The sequence below is a fragment of the Desulforhopalus singaporensis genome (genome assembly GCF_900104445.1).
GTDB lineage: Bacteria > Desulfobacterota > Desulfobulbia > Desulfobulbales > Desulfocapsaceae > Desulforhopalus_A > Desulforhopalus_A singaporensis.
In genome coordinates this window covers 1-14,126 of sequence record NZ_FNJI01000054.1, presented here as the reverse complement: position 1 = coordinate 14,126, position 14,126 = coordinate 1, and the positions used below count along the sequence as shown (strand labels likewise).

Sequence of the window (14,126 nt, the reverse complement as noted above, 5' to 3'; positions counted from 1 at the left end):
GTCATCGAACAGTTATTTTTACCCGCACATGCAGCAACTAGTGGAGATATCACCCTGAACGATCCCTGCGCGATTGAGATTCTGGAAGGCGATCAAACCACTGTTACCGTTAGAGTCCTGGTCGATGGTTTTGTAACCCCGCCAGTTGCCGGTTTACCCGTGGAGATTGTTGCCACGCCTGCAGGTGGTTCCGGCAGCCCGGTAACGCGTAATACCGTCACCGATTCATCCGGTAAATTCTCCTCCGACGTTACCGTGACCGGGGGGCCAGGGATCACGGCCATTAATGTTGTAACCACTGTATCCGGGGCTAGCGGTGCGGCCGCGTGCCAGGTTAACACGCCGGCACCGGCAACAACAACTACTACTACCACTACCACTACAACAACTATCTTATTGCCTTAGAATTACCAGCCACTTTTTCAGGAGTGATTTCAGCCTTTTGATGAAGTGGTTAACGGGCAAGAAAAAAGGTGGACAAGATCCACTGGAAAGTCTGTGGAACCATGGTGTAAGGAGGGTATCCAAAGAACTCTCCGCACCGGGTTCCTCCAGTGGTCGTACAAGGACTGCAACGCTGAGAAAATTGGCAGCGGTGCAAGTAAAGTCCCTGTGGCTCCCAATTTGCTTGACCGCCAGCTTGCTGTTTTCCAGGCATCGGACACCACCTGCATTTGGACCATGAAAGCTGACGGTTGCTCCATGAGTAACCGGCTCACTAAAGCGCTAGCTTTAATTTTTTTGCAGATGGCAATCTGGCGTCTGCAGGCTTGGGGGGATCTTTCGTCTGGATCGTGGCAGTCAGTAAGTAATGCCAATGGCTGTCAGAAGTTACTCCTTGAAAATCAGATGAAAAAAAGTATGATTCGCGAGGTCGATTGCTGAGATAACAACGTCGCAGAAAGCTGCCTCGGCACCTGAAAACCGAGTTGGTGTTATGCGATAAGAGAGCAGGCCCGACGAGATCTCGTCGATTACATAGAAATGTTTTCCAACAGTGCAATAAGGAGCAGGCCCAAAGCACTAAAGTAGATAGAGCAAAGACACCTGGACATGTTTTCAATAAATATAAGTTTTGGCAAGATCTCTTTTCAAGTTTCCTACCCACTTATTGCAGCTTCATCGCTTCAACCTCTCTTTTCTCATTTTGTAAAAACAACCGCTGAGTCCGTTAAAGGTAGAATTGAAATAATTCATCAGCAGTCAACCGATTTCTACACAATTTACTCTACGAATCGTGACCGCAAGTTTGAGGCTCCGAAAGAGAAGCTTTCCCTTTGTTTACTGGAAACACTGGCTGATGAATGGGCAGCTGTCATGAAAGATGGGCTCGTCCTTCAATCAGCGGCACTCTCTTGGCAACAGAAAACAATTATTTTTCCTGGGGCTGCCGGGTGCGGGAAGGCGACGTTAGCGGCTTATTTAGCACCTGAAGGTTTTTCACCTGAGGCAAGTGACCTGGTATACTTACCTTACGATGATACCAACACTCACTGTTTCCCGGGGCCGTTACGGTTTGACCATCACACCGAAAAAGGGGATATAACTTTACTACACGCATCAGCTGAAAGCGATTGCGTGTTAGCCCCTCCGTCTTTAATCATCTTTCCTTATTATGTTCCTGGAAGCAACTTTTTCCTTGAAATACTTTCGCCAGCTAAATCTGCCATGCAGGTTTTAAAAAACGTAGTTAATTTAAAACTGCTTAAAGGGAAAAGTCTTCATGAAGCTGCAAAAATTGCCAGGACTATTCCTGCAATATTATTGCATTATGGTCACGTTGACCAACTGCAAGGTTTTGCTGAACATCATCTGCCTTTCTTGCTTGGCCATAAGCACTCACCGAAAACACTGAATACATTTTTCTCACCATTCAACCACGGAACCCTGAACCATATTCCGGTCCCTTTAACCGCTGAACAGCATAAACCAAAACCGATTCCGAACCCTATTCCTGCAGCCACTCCCAAAGGTCCTAAAAAAAAGATGACCATTGGGATGGCTACTTATGACGACTATGATGGGGTATATTTTTCTGTTCAGGCTATCCGTATGTATCACCCTGAAGTTGCTGATATTACCGAAATATTTGTGCTGGACAACAATCCGGTGGGTCCATGTGGGCAAGCCTTGAAAGAACTCGAAGGAAAAGTGAAGGGATATCGATATGTGCCCTTCATTGAACACTCGAGCACTACTGTCAGGGATTATATTTTCCACAATGCCAACAGTGACTATGTGCTTTGCATTGACTGCCATGTGTTAATCGTTTCCGGCGCGATAAAGAAATTGATTGACTATTATGATGCTCACCCGGATTGCGAAGATTTACTCCAGGGACCAATGATTCGAGATCGAGAAGATTTGCTTTATAGTCACTTTGATCCTGTCTGGCGACATGGTATGTACGGTGCATGGGCATATGACAAACGTGCTGAGGCCGTCAATAACAAGCCGTTTGAAATTCCCATGCAAGGGTTGGGTCTATTTTCCTGTAGAAAAGATGCTTGGTTGGGATTCAATCCTCGTTTTCGAGGTTTCGGAGGCGAAGAGGGATATATCCATGAAAAATTTCGCCAGAACGGGAACCGAGCTCTCTGTTTGCCCTTTTTAAGATGGATGCATCGTTTTAATCGTCCAATGGGTATCCCCTACCCCATTCAATGGGAAGATCGCATATTTAACTATATGGTTGGATTGCAGGAACTTGGTCTTGATTGTGACCCGATCCGAGAACATTTTTCCGAACACCTTGGTGAAAAGTTCGTAACAGATACTCTGCTAAGAATTGAAGAGGAGCTAAACTCCCCTTTCTTTTATTTCGACGCTATTTACTGCATCACTGTAGACCCTGATGGCGAACGATACAGTAGTATGATAAACCAGCTCAAGAAGATCGGTATCGAAAAAAGAGTGAGACCTTTTAAAGGGTTGCCTACACCTGACAATCATCATATTGGACGCGCTTTGTCCCACAGAGCCATTGTCGCTTCAGCTGAAAAGCAAAATTTAAAGAGGGTACTGATTTTTGAAGATGATACAATTATCTCTGATTCTTGCACAAAATTATTTGCATTGAATATTGAAAAATTAAAATCCACAAATTGGACTTTTGAATATATCGGGGAGAGTGAGCAGTTCGAGCAAAATAAACTGGGCTCTCATTGTTCGTCATTACAATGGCCCAAGAGTGTTTGTGTTTCGAATCCAATAGCATATAACAATTCTATTTTCCAAAAAATTATTGACGATATCCCTCACTCTTATGAGGCGATTACAGAGTGGATAGCAGATAACATATCTATTGATCAATACCTGGCACAGCAAAATGATGCGTGATCTCAAGGTATTTATTCTTTATTGGCACAACTGGAGTTGATCAGCAAAAAAAATCTTCAAGGGCAACCGAATATACTCATCGAAAACGAGCACCCTCTTCGAGTCATCCGATAACCATCTAACTGTATAATTGAAAAATGAATGGCGAGCAAAAACCAGTACTTAATAAAGACTACACTATTGAAAAATTTGACAACGAAATTCTACTCTATAGTGAAGTGGGAACCCAGGCGCTGTATCTCAATGATACGGCCTACTTAATCTGGGTCCTCTGTGAAAAGGACATAACTGTCAACCAGATAGTGTCGTCCCTGGAAGAGATCTACCCTGACAATAAAGGTAGATTAAGAAGTGAAGTGGAGTCTACTCTCGAAATGCTTCGTTCAAGCGGAGCTGTTACCCTGGAAGACGAGTAAAGGTTAGTTGCTCTACTGTGTCTGGTTGTTAGATATGCTGTTAAAATCTTTTTTGATTACCACCAATCTTCAACAAGTGCTAAAGTGTACTGACGAATCGGTGATGATTTACAAGTGTGATGAACGAGATCTTCCATCGTCAGCTCTCATTTTAAACGTCGATTCAACCTGTAACAGAATTTTGTGAGGTGACGAGGCAACGGTTTGTAATCAATACCATGATAAGTGGCTTTGGCAGAGTTTTTCAGCTGTCCGATCATGATATTGAGCCACCCCTGTTGCATTGTTTTTCACAAATCTTACAGTTCCTGGCCCGACCGGATCGTGCAATCTTAACAGAAGATAAATCTTTACCCTCATGTAACGTGAGCATGAAGGAGATGACATGCGTCGCAAGGTGGAGAGAAAGCAGCCCAACTCGAAAATGTGCTTTGTCTGCGGGGTGGAAAACAGCTTCGGCCTCAAGGCCAGGTTTTATGAACTGGACGACGGACAACTTATGGCTGTTTTTCAACCATCCAGAGAACATCAGGGATATCCGGGCAGGCTTCATGGCGGAATTGCCGCAACGATTCTTGACGAGACAATCGGCAGGGCGATAATGGTGCGTTATGCCGAAAGCGTGTGGGGGGTGACCCTCGATTTTTCCATGAAACTGAGAAAGCCGGTGCCTCTTGACAAGGAAGTGGTAATACTGACCCGCATTGTTGCCGAGAAAAAACGCTATTTTGACGGCGAGGGCGAGATTGTACTGGAAGATGGAACCGTGGCGGTCCAGGGCAGGGGCAGGTACCTGAAAATGGAGATTGACAAGATCGCCGACGATTTCGATCACCAGGGTGAGGACTGGCGGATGGTTTCGAGCCCGGACGACCCCGAAACCGTTGAAATCCCCACCACCAAGTAGTTCCCATGTACCGTGACCGCAACGACTAATCAGAGCTGGTCAGCTCTATCAAAGATTGCAACAGCAAATTCGCGCCCTTGGCGATCTGATGTTTTGCGCTATATTCCGATGCGGTGTGGCTTCGCCCCTTGCGGCACGGAATGAATATCATTGCCATGGGCATAACAGTTGACATGTAGGCTGCATCGTGGCCGGCACCGCTAAGCATTCTCGTGTATTGAAGATTTAACTCAATTGCATTTTTTTCAAGGACAGAGAGTAGCCGTTCACTGCTTATCGAAGGTTGGCTCTGGCTTATTTTCACATGGGAAATGGTGGTAGCGGTCTTTCCTGCTGTATCCGCTGCCAAAGCGAATATGTCCTGCAGGGTTTCATCCACCAGCTGGTTGGTTTCACAACGAATGTCCAGCGTAAAGTCGACCTGTTCCGCAATGACATTAGATCCGTTGGGGAAAACATCGACCTTGCCTACGGTGGCAGTAAAGTATGGTCCTTTCGAAAGGGTGCCCCGGGCGATTTCGGAAATGCCGTTTATCAGTTTTGCGGCAGCAACTACAGCATCCGATCTGAGATTCATAGGGGTGTTGCCAGCGTGATCGGCCCTTCCTTTTACCGTGAAGTCATATCGGGTCACCGAACAGATACCTGTTACCAGACCCACATCGAGCTGTTTTTTCTCTAAAACCGGCCCCTGTTCGATATGAAGTTCGAGGAACCCGTCAAATTTGGTGGCATCAAACAGGGAATGACCGGGAGCCAGAAGCGAAATATCGCCACCCCAGTCCTGGATAGCCGCGGACAGCAGCTCTCCGGTTTGCCGGTGTTTGAGTTGCAGCATGTTCTCGTTGAAGTTGCCCGTGGCAAGGCGGCTTCCTATACATGATAAACGAAATTCAGAAGGTTCTTCCGCCAGAAAATCTATGCCGACGATGTTTTTTTGCGGGACATACCCGTTTTCTTTCATGCATCGTGCCGCTTCAAGAAACGATAAAACTCCGCTTATGCCGTCAAAACGGCCGCCGCAGGGCACGGTGTCGGTATGGGAACCGACCCCGACGTTTTTTTCCGTTCTTCCTCTATAGATGCCGAGCAGGTTGCCGGCCGCATCGGTTTTGACCTCCAGACCGGTTTGGGCAAATGCGTCTGTGAGCCAGCTCCTCATTTCTCTGTACTGGGGGGTGAAGGACCTTCTTGTATATGGTGAGCCGGCCTCAGTCATTGTTGCTGCAGCCAGGTGTGTCTCCCAGAGTCGATCGCTGTTGATTTTCATTTTATTTTCCCAAAACTGGTTTTAAAAACCTGCCGTTCCCCTGTCTGGAAAGTACCAGTCCGTCATCACAGATCAATTCTCCCCTGAGAAACGATTTTGACAGTTTAAAATCAAGTGTCATCCCTTCGTAAGGGCTCCAGTCTGAAATGTTGTTGCCGCTTTTTCTCGGATTATATTCGTAGGGCGATTCCCTGAATATAGAGATGTCTGCATCCTTGCCAACCTCAAGCACTCCTTTCCGGTCATGCAGGTTGAAAAGTCTTGCCGGGTTTTCGGCAATAACTGAAGCGGCTTTTACCAAGGAGACGTCGTGCTGTTTACATCCTGTAAGAAGCAACGGGTACAGAACTTCCAGACCGGGTGCTCCCGAGGCGTTTTTTAACATATCCGGATCAGATTTGCGGTCCAGTGACCAGCTGACATGATCTGTTGAAACAACGGTCACGTTTCCTTTCTGCAAATGTTTCCAGATAGCTTCAACTTCAGCTTTTGGTCGTATGGGCGGGTTGATTTTGCCCAGCCCCTTCAGTTTCGGTCCATGCTCCTCATGGTTCAGGATCAGGTAATGTATACAGGCTTCCACGGTAGTGTCTGCATTCTGGCTGCGGTATGCGGCACACATTTCGTAGCCCCGGCCGACCGAACAGTGCACGACGTGCCCCCGGCATCCTGTCTCGGCAGCCAACTCATAGATTTCCGCCATGGCAAGAGTCTCTGTAATCCTCGGACGGCTTAAGGCGTGCGCGGTCCAGTCTGTCAGACCGGATTTTTTCACCTTATCGACAAAATAATTGACAGCCTCATCGTTTTCGTTGTGGACACCGGCAACAAGCTGATATTTACCTATTTCCCTGAAGCACTCAAAAAGCAGATAGCTTGGAATACGGGGAAATCTTTTGGGATCTGTACCGAAAGTGGAAAATTTAAACCCGGCCGCCCCCGCCTCTACCAACTCTTTTATGCGGAGCGTTCCCTCTTCCGGGGCGATGGTCGCGTACAGCGCGACGTCGACCCTTGCATTTTGTTCTGCGTTGGCAATCTTGGCCCGGAACTGTTCACCGTTGCAGATCATGTTTCCATCATCATAAGGCATGTCGACGATGGTGGTTATCCCGCCGCTGGCAGCGGACCGGGTGGACCACGCAAAACCCTCCCGGTCCTTCTGGCTCCTGCTGTGAACCTGTGAGTCAATTCCGCCAGGCATGACGAAAGATCCGCGCTCATCATATATCTTTTGAGCCTGCGGCAGTTCACCACGGCCTACCGCGGCGATGGTTTCACCCGATACAGCAACATATCCATCATGGATGATCTCATCCCTGGTTACAATATTGCCCTGTATTAAAATGTCGTAAAGTTTCATTGGTTTTAAGGACTGGTTAGTGTTTTATATCTTATAGTTAAATCAATCCGGTTCTACTGCCTTAATAGATTGGGCAACCAGAGACTGAGCTGGGGGAAGAAAATGACCAGGGTGAGAGCAAGCAGATTGGCAGCCAGAAACGGTATCACACCCTTAAAAATAGTAGTCAGGGGGATGTCTTTGCGTAACCCTTTCAAAACAAAGACATTAATTCCGACCGGCGGTGTGATCATGCCGATTTCGATTACCATGACATTTACAATTCCCCACCAGACCGGATCATAGCCGAGACCTGTAACCAACGGATAAACGAAGGGGAGAGTGAGAAGCATTCCGGCAATGGCGTCAAAAACAGCACCAAGTGCTATATACATGAAAACAAGAGTCCAGATCACCATGATGGGGGAGAGTCCAAGGCCTATAACCCAGTCAACTATCGCCGCCGGCATGTTGGACAGGGTTATAAAATAGGTGAAAACATTTGCTCCCGTCATGATAACATACAACAGGGCGATGCTGCCGACTGCTGAGCGTATGGTTGCGCTGAGGCTTTTTCGGTTTAGCGTTCGGCGCATCAGGGCGGTAAAAAAGGTAAGGATTAAGCCTACTGAAGCACCTTCATTTACCGTGAAAAAACCGGAATAAATTCCTCCCATGACGATTACGATAATAGAGACCGAAGCCCAGTTGTCCTTGACCGTTGCCATTCGTTCCGGCCATGAGGTCCGCTCTGCCTGCAACGCGTTTTCCGGATAGATCATCAGGTAGACTCGTACCGATACGGCGAACAGAAACACGGAGAGAATTGCAGGGATTACGGCAGCCAGAAACAGGTCGATTATGAACTCCTCGACCTGTACAGCGTAGAGAACCATAATAATTGAGGGAGGAACAATCGACCCTAAGGTTCCTCCCGCCGCAAGAGTCCCTGTTGAAAGCTCCTGGGCGTATTTTCTTTTCTCCATTTCAGGCATGGCAATTTTTACCATTGTCGCGGTTGTGGCTATAGAAGAACCTGAAATTGCTCCAAAACCTCCGCATCCGAGGATGGTTGCAATGGACAGCCCGCCTTTCCAGTGGCCGACCCATGCATTGGACAACCGGTAAATATCTGACGAGAGTTTTGCAACGCCGGCCATTCCACCCATCAGAATAAAGGTCATAATTACTGAAAATTCATGGTTTGACAGGGTACTTATAATCTCCGTACCCATAAGGCTCAGCATTCCGGAAGGATTTCCGGTCAGGATCAGATATCCGCCTGCTCCAACAACAGCCATTGCTATGCCCACCGGGATGTGGCAGCAAATGGCAAAAACGAGGCAGGCCAGTCCAATCAAACCGATTTCTATAGGTGTCATTGCAAAAGTTACTCCTCGTACGACTGTACTGTAGCTGAATCGGATTCTATGGCATCCAGATCGCTAAGTTTTACAGGTGAAAAAAGCCTCTTGACCTGAAAATAAGTCATTAATGCCTGGATGATGGAGGAAATAGCCAGCAATGCGGTGACCGTCCACCACACCGGCCAGATAGGTAGTGCGATCAACCAGGTTGTCTCCTTGTTAACCCAGACCTGTTCAGAATATTCAACTAACTGAACCACAATGATTAACAGGATGACGAGCGTTGCCACATTACCCAGTAGATCCAATGCTTCCCGGACGCGCCAGTGAACTATCTGGCCGACAAATCTAACGGAAACATGGCTCCGGTCTGCAAAAGATGCAGGAAAACATGCAGCGGCGGTGATGATAATGAATTCACCCGTGATGTCGCTGAAGCCCGGAATCGGCATGCCCAGCAATTCTCTCCCGATAATGTCAACGAGGATCACTATCGAGAGAATAATCAGGCCGCCAAGACCGATGAAGGCAACATATTCGCTTATATTTTTAACGAATTTTCCCATGGCGTTAGTTCATTTTTGCTTGAACATCCGATTTGGCCTTCAACATCTCCTCGTACAGATTGATACCTTTTGCGTCAGTTACATTCCATTCGTCCTTGATATGCGCCATTGCCTGCTTGACCTGTTCGATCTCGTCAGCAGACCATTCGATGACATGATGTTTCTGGCTGCTGCGAAGCTTTTCAATGCCGCTGTAAATCTGCTTGTCCAGGTTTCTGTTCAGCTCGCGGGTCAGCCACTCACCGCGATACATATCCAGCGCCGCTTTAGCTTTTTCCGGCAGGCTGTCATATTTAGCCTTGTTCATGGGAAAAAATACGGCAACATTACCCATCTGGACGTTGACCACATGGTAGCGGGTTGCATCTGCGATCCTGAAATTAAAGAGATTGCCGTCGTCCATCAGGCAGCCGTCGAGAACCTTGCGGGATATGCCTTCCGCAATTTTGGTGGCACCGATTCCACCGATTGGTACGGCGTTGAGCTGTTCGATGATTTTGCCCTGGGTGGGACCTCCGGCCCTGAGCTTAAGGCCGGATAATTGATCTGGTGAACTGATATCCTTGCTGGCGTGAAGGGTATAGGGACCGACCTGCACAATTCCCATGACTTCGAGGTTGTCCATACTGGGCATGAGCCCTTTCTTATACATTTCCCATGCCGTGAGACCTGCCTCTTCGGAGTTGTTGAACTCAAAAGGCAGTTCGAACAGTGCAAACTCGGGAAAACGTCCCGGCGTGTAGGCCGCTACCACCTCGGCGATATCAACGACACCGTCTTCCACCAGCTTGAGTTGGGATTTGGGGCTTGAGCCCAGGGTTCCGCCGGGATAGTGATTGATTTTTAGTGTTCCCTCTGAAGCTTCTTCAACCGCTTTTATGAACGCTGGTATGGTGACAGAGTTGGTCACGCTTTTGGGGGAAACAAAACTGGCAAGTTGCAGTGTGACCGGTTCGGTGGCAAAACATTGACCGGCTAAAGCAATTGAAATACCGAGTAACGCGAGAATCATCAATTTTTTCATTTTTTTCCTCCGGCTGACGCCATTTTGTCTGGTTGACGGGTTCTGCAATTACCATTCTCGATGACGGATAATTGCAGATTTTATTTATGATTGAAAATAGATAAATATCCTCTGACCACCTCAAAAATGGTGGCACTGCACACCTTGCCACAACTTATCTTTATTCGGACTTTCCTCCTGTTATTCTCTGTTGAGAAAACCCAGGTCATATGCGATCTTTTCCGCTCTTTTTTTCAACATAGAGCAGAGATGCATTGTCTGGGTCTGGTTTATACGTTCACGGGGGCCGGCCACAGTCAGACCGGCAATCACAGCGCCTCTCTGGTCGAAAATGGGCACCGAGACCGCAAGCGCACCGGCATCAACCTCCGAGTTGCTGACGGCGTATCCCTGCCCCCTGATTGTTTCGAGATCCGCTTTGAGCAACTCGGGATCTGATATTGATTTTTCTGTTAATTTTGTAAGAGGGTTGGTCGAAAGGTAGTTTTCGATGAATTGATCATCCTGAAAGGCAAGCAGGATTTTGGAGGTTGCCCCGATATGCAGGGGAAGACGCCTTCCCGGCTCCAGGCTGAATTTTACCAGACGCTGAGGTTCCACACGGTCGAGACTGATCACCTCATCTCCGATTATCATGGTTAAAATTGCAGTCTCGCCAGTCTCTTTACAAAGCTTTTCCAGGTGTGGTCTTGAGATGTCCAGGATATCGATGTCTTTTTCAAGAACATAGCCTAACCTGGTTATCATGAAGCCCAGCCCGTACATCTTTGACTTGGGTTTGTTACGCAAGAGCTGTTTTTTCACCAGAAAGTCAATGTATTTATAGGTCGAGCTCAACGGTATCTCAAGGGATTCGGATATTTCCTTGGCGGAAAACTCCCGGTTGTCGATGTCGAATAAGTTGAGAATATCGATTGCCTTTTCCAGTGATGTAAATGTCTTTTTGGGCATAATAGAGTTTTTCGACCTTTGTTCCAGGATTAGTGGTGTGGGGAGTTATGCTTTTTTCTGCACGAGTTTTCCCTGGGCGGCCAGTTTATCGGCGACGTTTTTCAAGCCAAGCCTTTCCAGCCCATCACGCGTCTGCAGTCCCGACTCCGCATCCCACTCCCAAAGTTGATAAAATTCGGTCAGCATCGTGTGATATTTTTCTTCGTCAGCAATGAAGCCTTTGTTTGGCCCCGATTTTACCGGTTCTTTTCTAAATCGTTCGGGAGGCAGGTCATCTTTTCTCTCCAGATCTGTAAACAGTGTGTTAAAGGCCTTTTCAAGGTTTCGGCCAACACATGCATAATGATCCATCAACTCCTTTTCGGTTACTTCTATGCCGAGAGCGGAGCTGATAAGTTCGGCGAAATTTCCAGGGGTCAGGTAATTACCTCCGGACCAGGTGCCGACGTAATTGCAGATCCCCATATTGTCTTCGAGCTCTTTGGTACGCGCCTGCCAGTACACCCCCTCTGGCTGCCCTTCATATTCGGTGGCACCGAATTTGCCGGGACGTGGTCTTGGCCCAAACCTGTGGCTGCCCTGGGTGGATCCCCGTAAATGTCTTCCGCAGATTGGTGAGGTGGCAACCGCCAGCCCCCATCCCTTGGGAACTCGAAAAGGTTCGATCGAAGGCTGACCTTTCATGTGCGCCAGGAGATATTCTGAATTGTGGCCGATTGTTTTGGCAGCCTCCAGCATGCCGTCAGCAAGTAAGTCACCGATTCCCTGCCGGTAAGCCAATTTTTTGATCATTGCCACCAGGGCGTCGCCGTCCCCCCAGTTGAGCTCGACTCCACCAGTGTCATCCTTGGTAATGTATCCGTTTTCATAACACTCAAAAATCCAGGCAAGGCCGGAGGAAACGTAGTCTGTGTCAAGTCCCATCTCGTTGGTCAGCAGCCATGCATGAACGACGGCTTCGGGATCAGACAGGTCAAAACGGGCGGCATGACCCATGATGGTGTTCACCCAGAAACCTTCACCCCTTGTTCCTTGAAACCGCCCGTCGTCGATTTCCATGTACGACGAACAGCCGGTAGGGCAAAGGTAGCAGGCCCGCATCCCTTTTCTCATACTCGGGACCCCGGTTTGCTGGTTCATGAGTTCTATTCGCTTCTCTTTTTCCCAGTATTCGTCCTGTCCGTTGCGCACTACCATTATCCGCTCCCAACCTTCGAAATCGGGATCGGAGTAAAAGTTTGTAAGAGACTTGCGCATTGGTACGACGTTGGGTTCCCGGGCACATTGCGCGCTGCATTTATCGATAGCCTTCATAAAACGGGCAGGGTCGGCCAACCCTACTTTTCCGGTTCCCCTGACGGCGATTGCTTTGAGGTTTTTGTCGCCCATAACGCAGCCGACCCCAGATCCTCCCGCAGCCCGGGATCCATCGATCATGACCGCTGATCCTCTTACCCTGTTTTCACCCGACGGGCCGATGAGAGCTGTTTTCACCTGGGGGTCGCCAAGAGTTTCCCGCAGCCAGGCCTCAGATGAAAAAACAGTCTGTCCCCAGAGCCCTTCGGCATCTCTGATTTCGACAACGTCGTCGCGGATATAAAGATAGACCGGTTTTGGGGCCTTCCCCGATATGATGATATTGTCGTAGCCGGCATATTTCATTTCAGGACCGAAAAAGCCACCGACGTTGGCGGATCCTTTACCGCCTGAGAACACACTAATTGACGAAATATCTACACGGCAGGCCCCGGGTGCCATTGTCCCGTTAAGGAGACCGGCGCCAAAACAGAGCAGGTTTTGGGGATCGGACCATCTGGTTCCCGCAGGGATCTCGTTGACCATAATCATGGAATTTATTCCACGACCGCCAAGGGTCTTTTGGGCATAGAAAAGGGAGTCTTCTGTCCAGATTTTGTTTTCGGTAAGATCAACTCTTAAGATTTTCCCGGCCAGACAACTGCCGCCTGTATCGGTTTCAGCGGTGAGTTTTTTTCCATGACCTTCTGGTTGCGGTTGTTTCGCCCCAATGGTAAGGGCTCCGTATACGCAATGTTTGACGCAGAGAACTTCAGACTCGCCACTGCAGCCGTCGCAGGTGTTGTCAACTGACCACTTTACATAACCGTTTTGCTGATTCCTGTACGCTTCAATACTGCTTTTCTCCGGCCAGAATGATCCGGTGTGGTGGTAGGAGCAGATCAGTTGACACGTTTTACAGCTGTAACATCGATTCGGATCAAAGTGTAAATGCATTGTTGTTCTCCCGAATAACTCTGTTTTTCTTTTGCGGTTTGCGTTTAAAAAAAGCAAAAGATCAATATCTATCCAATGTTTCTTTTACCTGGGCAAGAATTCGTTCCGGTGCCCTGGCAGGGATGAATTTCTCCGGTGACAGGGAATCACTGGGTTTTCTGGTTGCGACTATTCCGACCTTGGTAATCGTCAAGTCTTTTTCTAGGGGGTCGCAGCGATCGGCCTTCACCCCGGGTATTATCATGATATCCTCCTCACCCCTCATTCTGGCGGCCAAGGCCCATTCAACCTGGGTCCAGTCGTTTGGGTCAATGTCATCGTCAACCACAATGATCAGCTTAAGCAGGTTGGTGTGGCCCATGGCCAGCATGATGGCGCGCTTGCCCTCTCCCGCCTTGGGCTGGTGCATGCTTATAATGGCGTGCAGCCGTCCCATGCCGCCCTCTGTTATCAACACGTTGGTGACGTTTGGAATTTTTTTCTTCAGGGCGAAACAGGTAGTTGCTCCGATGGCTGCACCGCCGACGAGAAGGTGCTCGGGGGCATAACCCGGAAGAATTGCCTGGTAGACAGGGTTACGACGATGGGTAACGGTTTTTATGAACATCTTGTTGCCGGGACCGTAGAGCTCGTAAAAGCCGTGAAATTCCGAAACAGGTCCTTCGTCCACCAGGTTGTCGCCATGGAGAAC

11 protein-coding genes and 1 pseudogene are annotated in these 14,126 nt (G+C 48.4%); 4 read left to right on the top strand and 8 right to left on the bottom strand.

What is annotated here, in order from left to right:
- The 4 genes and pseudogenes from BLQ17_RS23005 to BLQ17_RS20485 form a co-directional block, all read left to right on the top strand.
- Positions 1–405 (top strand): annotated as a pseudogene (locus BLQ17_RS23005) (DUF4198 domain-containing protein); the annotation flags it as partial.
- Between the two features lie 648 nt (positions 406–1,053).
- Positions 1,054–3,339 (top strand): glycosyltransferase, encoded by a 2,286-nt coding sequence (locus tag BLQ17_RS20495; RefSeq protein WP_092226005.1) that lies wholly within the window; start codon positions 1,054–1,056, stop codon positions 3,337–3,339.
- Between the two features lie 137 nt (positions 3,340–3,476).
- The gene (locus BLQ17_RS20490) at positions 3,477–3,755 is read left to right on the top strand and encodes a PqqD family protein (protein WP_092226004.1); all 279 of its coding nucleotides are present in this window, start codon (positions 3,477–3,479) and stop codon (positions 3,753–3,755) included.
- Between the two features lie 385 nt (positions 3,756–4,140).
- Positions 4,141–4,662 (top strand): PaaI family thioesterase, encoded by a 522-nt coding sequence (locus BLQ17_RS20485; protein WP_092226003.1) that lies wholly within the window; start codon positions 4,141–4,143, stop codon positions 4,660–4,662.
- Between the two features lie 25 nt (positions 4,663–4,687).
- Here BLQ17_RS20485 and BLQ17_RS20480 read toward each other — a convergent pair whose 3' ends face one another.
- From BLQ17_RS20480 to BLQ17_RS20445, 8 genes are all read right to left on the bottom strand, one after another.
- Positions 4,688–5,932 carry a Zn-dependent hydrolase gene (locus tag BLQ17_RS20480; protein WP_092226002.1) on the bottom strand — a complete coding sequence of 415 codons (1,245 nt, stop codon included), beginning with the start codon at positions 5,930–5,932 and terminating at the stop codon, positions 4,688–4,690.
- Between the two features lies 1 nt (position 5,933).
- A complete protein-coding gene (locus BLQ17_RS20475) occupies positions 5,934–7,295 on the bottom strand; it encodes a dihydroorotase (protein WP_092226001.1) in 1,362 nt (453 codons plus the stop codon).
- Between the two features lie 53 nt (positions 7,296–7,348).
- A complete protein-coding gene (locus tag BLQ17_RS20470; RefSeq protein WP_092226000.1) occupies positions 7,349–8,656 on the bottom strand; it encodes a TRAP transporter large permease in 1,308 nt (435 codons plus the stop codon).
- Between the two features lie 8 nt (positions 8,657–8,664).
- Positions 8,665–9,207, bottom strand: a complete 543-nt coding sequence (locus BLQ17_RS20465; protein WP_092225999.1) for a TRAP transporter small permease — start codon at positions 9,205–9,207, stop codon at positions 8,665–8,667.
- A gap of 4 nt (positions 9,208–9,211) precedes the next feature.
- The gene (locus tag BLQ17_RS20460) at positions 9,212–10,231 is read right to left on the bottom strand and encodes a TRAP transporter substrate-binding protein (protein ID WP_092225998.1); all 1,020 of its coding nucleotides are present in this window, start codon (positions 10,229–10,231) and stop codon (positions 9,212–9,214) included.
- 180 nt (positions 10,232–10,411) lie between these two features.
- The gene (locus BLQ17_RS20455) at positions 10,412–11,182 is read right to left on the bottom strand and encodes an IclR family transcriptional regulator (RefSeq protein ID WP_092225997.1); all 771 of its coding nucleotides are present in this window, start codon (positions 11,180–11,182) and stop codon (positions 10,412–10,414) included.
- Positions 11,183–11,227: 45 nt separating this feature from the next.
- Positions 11,228–13,435: an aldehyde ferredoxin oxidoreductase C-terminal domain-containing protein gene (locus BLQ17_RS20450; RefSeq protein ID WP_092225996.1), complete on the bottom strand. Its 2,208-nt coding sequence runs from the start codon at positions 13,433–13,435 to the stop codon at positions 11,228–11,230.
- A 61-nt stretch (positions 13,436–13,496) separates the two neighbouring features.
- The coding region (locus BLQ17_RS20445; protein ID WP_143005585.1) for a UbiD family decarboxylase at positions 13,497–14,126 on the bottom strand (630 nt) is incomplete at its 5' end.

Excerpts from the sequence above, each read along its gene's own strand:
- BLQ17_RS20495 (WP_092226005.1), top strand. The coding sequence starts at position 1,054 with ATGTTTTCAATAAATATAAGTTTTGGCAAGATCTCTTTTCAAGTTTCC.
- BLQ17_RS20490 (WP_092226004.1), top strand. The coding sequence starts at position 3,477 with ATGAATGGCGAGCAAAAACCAGTACTTAATAAAGACTACACTATTGAA.
- BLQ17_RS20485 (WP_092226003.1), top strand. The coding sequence starts at position 4,141 with ATGCGTCGCAAGGTGGAGAGAAAGCAGCCCAACTCGAAAATGTGCTTT.
- BLQ17_RS20480 (WP_092226002.1), bottom strand. The coding sequence starts at position 5,932 with ATGAAAATCAACAGCGATCGACTCTGGGAGACACACCTGGCTGCAGCA.
- BLQ17_RS20475 (WP_092226001.1), bottom strand. The coding sequence starts at position 7,295 with ATGAAACTTTACGACATTTTAATACAGGGCAATATTGTAACCAGGGAT.
- BLQ17_RS20470 (WP_092226000.1), bottom strand. The coding sequence starts at position 8,656 with ATGACACCTATAGAAATCGGTTTGATTGGACTGGCCTGCCTCGTTTTT.
- BLQ17_RS20465 (WP_092225999.1), bottom strand. The coding sequence starts at position 9,207 with ATGGGAAAATTCGTTAAAAATATAAGCGAATATGTTGCCTTCATCGGT.
- BLQ17_RS20460 (WP_092225998.1), bottom strand. The coding sequence starts at position 10,231 with ATGAAAAAATTGATGATTCTCGCGTTACTCGGTATTTCAATTGCTTTA.
- BLQ17_RS20455 (WP_092225997.1), bottom strand. The coding sequence starts at position 11,182 with ATGCCCAAAAAGACATTTACATCACTGGAAAAGGCAATCGATATTCTC.
- BLQ17_RS20450 (WP_092225996.1), bottom strand. The coding sequence starts at position 13,435 with ATGCATTTACACTTTGATCCGAATCGATGTTACAGCTGTAAAACGTGT.